Origin of the sequence: Mesorhizobium sp. M7A.F.Ca.AU.002.02.1.1, from assembly GCF_003998535.1 — a bacterium.
Lineage (GTDB): Bacteria > Pseudomonadota > Alphaproteobacteria > Rhizobiales > Rhizobiaceae > Mesorhizobium > Mesorhizobium ciceri.
This window is the reverse complement of sequence record NZ_RZPB01000593.1, coordinates 1-3,728: the sequence shown is the minus strand read 5'-3', so window position 1 is coordinate 3,728 and position 3,728 is coordinate 1. Positions and strand designations below refer to the sequence as shown.

Sequence of the window (3,728 nt, the reverse complement as noted above, 5' to 3'; positions counted from 1 at the left end):
CTCGAGACCATGGCTGTAGGAAAAGCCGCCGACCGGAAAGGCAGGCGACAGCCACGCCATCAGCCGCAGCAGGGCGATGTTCGAAGGCTGGTCAGTCATGATCGTGGTGATGGCCGGCATGACTGTGCGAATGGGAATGCGCTTCGCCATGAGAATGGCTGTGCGCTTCGGCGTGCGCATGCGCATGGCCGTGATCGTGGCTTTGCCCAGCATGGCCGGAATAGGCGCCGCGCACCGGCTTGAACGGTTCGGAAACGTCGGTCACGGTGGCGCCCAGCCCCTCCAGCATCGCCTTGATGACATGGTCGCGCAGGATGAGGATGCGTCCGGCCTCGATGCCTGCCGCGAGATGGCGGTTGCCGATATGCCAGGCGAGTTCGGCCAGATGCACGCCATCGCGGGCGCGGATGTCGTAGACCTCTTCCGGTGCCGCGATGATCTCGATATGGCCGCCATTCTCCAGCACCAGCCGGTCGCCATCGTTCAAGGCGACGGGTTCGGGCAGGTCGACCAGCACCTTGCTGCCGTCGGCAAGTTCGATGGCCCGGCGGCGCAGATGCCGCTCGTCATGGGCGAGAATGGCCCGGCCGGACGGTAGGGTGGTTCCGGCAGCGCCGGCGGACAGCACCGAGACGACGCGCGGGAATTTGGTGAAGTCGGTGTTGAGGTTGAGTTTCATTTCATGGATTTCCCATTTGCTTGTGCCCGCACACGCGCGATCCAATGGCCTTGTACATGTCGAACCCTGCCTTTCCCCAACAAAGCTAGACCATCGCGTTCGTTCAGACGATGGTGTCGAAGAGCCGCAGGATGAACGATATCTGGTAGATAAGCGCCGCCGTGACAAAGGCGATGTGGAAGCGGCGGTCGCGCACCAGGATCGCGATGATGCAGAGCGCGACGAAGACGGGCGTGCGGAACAGATACTCGCTGCCGAAGCGGGCGAAATGCTCCGGCCCCTTCAGCAGCGTGTCGACCACGTCGAGCAGATAGGTCGCCGCCAGCAGGCCGAAGAACCACGCCCGCCGCGAATAGAAGAAATCCTCGTAGCTGGTGTAGTCCAGCATCGAATCGGGAAACAAAAGCGCGCACAGCAGGAACAGCGTGATCGCGTAGAAAATGATGAACAAATATTTGCCGAAGGTCCAGATCTCGACGGCGTAGAGGCCGAACTCCCACCACCAGAAATGCACCAGCATCAGGAGCACCGAGACGACCCAGGCCAGATGCACGGTATAGAGCTTGTACTGGCCGGGATGCTGGACGATGCGCGCCACCCCCGACAGCAGGCGGGCGACACCAAGCCCGATCACCATGCCCATGACGATGCGGATGTGCGGGAAGATGTCGTGGGCGGAAGCGATTTCGGTGGTCATGCTCGATCACAATGCAGCTGTTGGTTGGCCGCATAGTGCTGCCTTCCACCAAGGGCTGCAACGGATAATGCTCGCCCGGTGGAAGCGCCGCTTCAAAACAGAAAATACCGTTGCGCCATCGGCAGCACCGTCGCCGGCTCGCAGGTCAGCAACTCGCCGTCGGCGCGCACCTCGTAGGTTTCCGGATCGACCTCGACATGCGGCGTGGCGTCGTTGAGCACCATCGAATGCTTGCCGATGCCGCCGCGGGTGTTTTCGACGGCGACGAACTGCTTGTCGACACCGAGCCTGCCATGCAGTCCCGACTCGAGCGCTGCCTTGGAAACGAACGTCACCGACGAGTTGGTCCTGGCCTTGCCATAGGCGCCGAACATCGGCCGGTAATGCATCGGCTGCGGCGTCGGGATCGAGGCGTTGGGGTCGCCCATCGGGGCTGCGGCGATCATGCCGCCGATCAGCACCATGTCCGGCTTGACGCCGAAGAAGGCCGGGTTCCACAGCACCAGGTCGGCGCGTTTGCCAACCGCGATCGAGCCGATGTCTTTCGACAGCCCATGCGCGATGGCCGGGTTGATCGTGTATTTGGCGATGTAGCGGCGGACGCGGAAATTGTCGTTGTTGCCGGTCTCCTGCGGCAGCGAGCCGCGCTGGCGTTTCATCTTGTCGGCGGTCTGCCAGGTCCGGATCGCGACTTCGCCGACGCGGCCCATGGCCTGCGAATCCGACGAGATGATCGAGAAGGCGCCGATGTCGTGCAAAATGTCTTCCGCCGCGATGGTCTCCTTGCGGATGCGGCTTTCGGCAAAGGCGATGTCTTCGGGGATCGACGGCGACAGATGATGGCAGACCATCAGCATGTCGAGATGCTCGGCCAGCGTGTTGACCGTGTAGGGCCGCGTCGGATTGGTCGAGGACGGGATGACGTTGGGCAGGCCGCAGACCTTGATGATGTCGGGCGCGTGGCCGCCGCCGGCGCCCTCGGTGTGGAAGGCGTGGATGGTGCGGCCCTTGATGGCGGCGACCGTGTTCTCGACAAAGCCGGATTCGTTCAGTGTGTCGGTGTGGATCATCACCTGCACGTCGTAATCGTCGGCGACCGACAGGCAGCAATCGATGGCCGCCGGCGTCGTGCCCCAGTCCTCGTGCAGCTTCAGCGAGCAGGCGCCGCCCAGCACCATTTCCTCGAGCGCGGCGGGCAGCGAGGCATTGCCCTTGCCCGACAGGCCGATGTTCATCGGAAAGGCGTCGAAGGACTGGATCATGCGGGCCATGTGCCATGGCCCCGGCGTGCAGGTGGTGGCCAGCGTGCCGTGCGCCGGGCCCGTGCCGCCGCCGAGCATGGTGGTGATGCCTGACATCAGCGCTTCCTCGATCTGCTGCGGGCAGATGAAGTGGATATGCGCGTCGAAGCCGCCTGATGTCAGGATCTTGCCTTCGCCGGCGATGATCTCGGTGCCGGGGCCGATGATGATGGTGACGCCATCCTGCGTGTCCGGATTGCCGGCCTTGCCGATGGCCGCGATGCGCCCGTCGCGAAGCCCGACATCGGCCTTGAAGATGCCTGCACTGGCATCGATCACCAGCGCGTTGGTGATCACGGTATCGACGGCGCCTTGCGCCCTGGAAACCTGGCTCTGGCCCATGCCGTCGCGGATCACCTTGCCGCCGCCGAATTTCACCTCTTCGCCATGGATGGTGAGATCCTTCTCGACCTCGATGAACAGTTCGGTGTCGGCAAGCCGTACTCTGTCGCCGACCGTCGGGCCGTACATCTGCGCGTAGGCGGCGCGGGTAATTCTGGCCATCAGCGATTGCTCCCGAAATGCGGTTTGCCGAAATGCGGTTGGATTGAAGCGCGGCTGCACATTGCTGCCATCCTATGGTCACGCAATGACCTGCTGGGCGACACCTTCTGATCCCATTTGGCGGTTGAGGTTAGGGCGTCACCCCAGACCGACCGTTTGCCAATCGATGGAAAGGAAAATCCATGCGCAAAACGATAGTTCTTGCCGCCGCCGCCAGCCTGATGCTGGCGGGCGCCGCCAGTGCCCAGGAGCAACCCGCGCCACAGCCCGCTCCGGCGCCGGCAACGCCTGCTCCAGCCACGCCCCAGGCTCAGCCCGCGGTGCCGACGATCCAGAGCGTCAACATCGTCGACATCACCGAGTTGCCAAAGGACACCCAGACGCAGGTCAACCAGGTGATCGCCCAGCGCGGCGATGACGGCTTGAAGAAACTGCGCAGCTCGATCGACGCCACACCCAAGGTCAAGTCGGCGCTCGAGGCCAAGGGAATGACCTCGGCGCAGGTGGTCGCAGCCAGTATGGAACCCAATGGCGCACTGACCCTGAT

The 3,728-nt window shown here is 63.4% G+C and carries 4 protein-coding genes and 1 pseudogene; 1 reads left to right on the top strand and 4 read right to left on the bottom strand.

Annotated elements, in window-relative coordinates; all coding sequences use genetic code 11:
- The 4 genes and pseudogenes from EN879_RS27445 to ureC form a co-directional block, all read right to left on the bottom strand.
- Positions 1 to 120: pseudogene (locus EN879_RS27445) on the bottom strand (urease accessory protein UreF); the annotation flags it as partial.
- Positions 92 to 679 carry an urease accessory protein UreE gene (gene ureE / locus EN879_RS27440; RefSeq protein ID WP_063169755.1) on the bottom strand — a complete coding sequence of 196 codons (588 nt, stop codon included), beginning with the start codon at positions 677 to 679 and terminating at the stop codon, positions 92 to 94. The gene ureE and the pseudogene EN879_RS27445, both read right to left, overlap by 29 nt.
- Positions 680 to 782: 103 nt before the next feature.
- A complete protein-coding gene (locus tag EN879_RS27435) occupies positions 783 to 1,376 on the bottom strand; it encodes a hypothetical protein (protein WP_027161070.1) in 594 nt (197 codons plus the stop codon).
- 92 nt (positions 1,377 to 1,468) lie between these two features.
- A complete protein-coding gene (ureC, locus tag EN879_RS27430; RefSeq protein WP_181172678.1) occupies positions 1,469 to 3,184 on the bottom strand; it encodes an urease subunit alpha in 1,716 nt (571 codons plus the stop codon).
- A 179-nt stretch (positions 3,185 to 3,363) separates the two neighbouring features.
- Between ureC and EN879_RS27425 the strand changes: the two genes are divergently transcribed.
- The coding region (locus EN879_RS27425; RefSeq protein ID WP_127274363.1) for a hypothetical protein at positions 3,364 to 3,728 on the top strand (365 nt) is incomplete at its 3' end.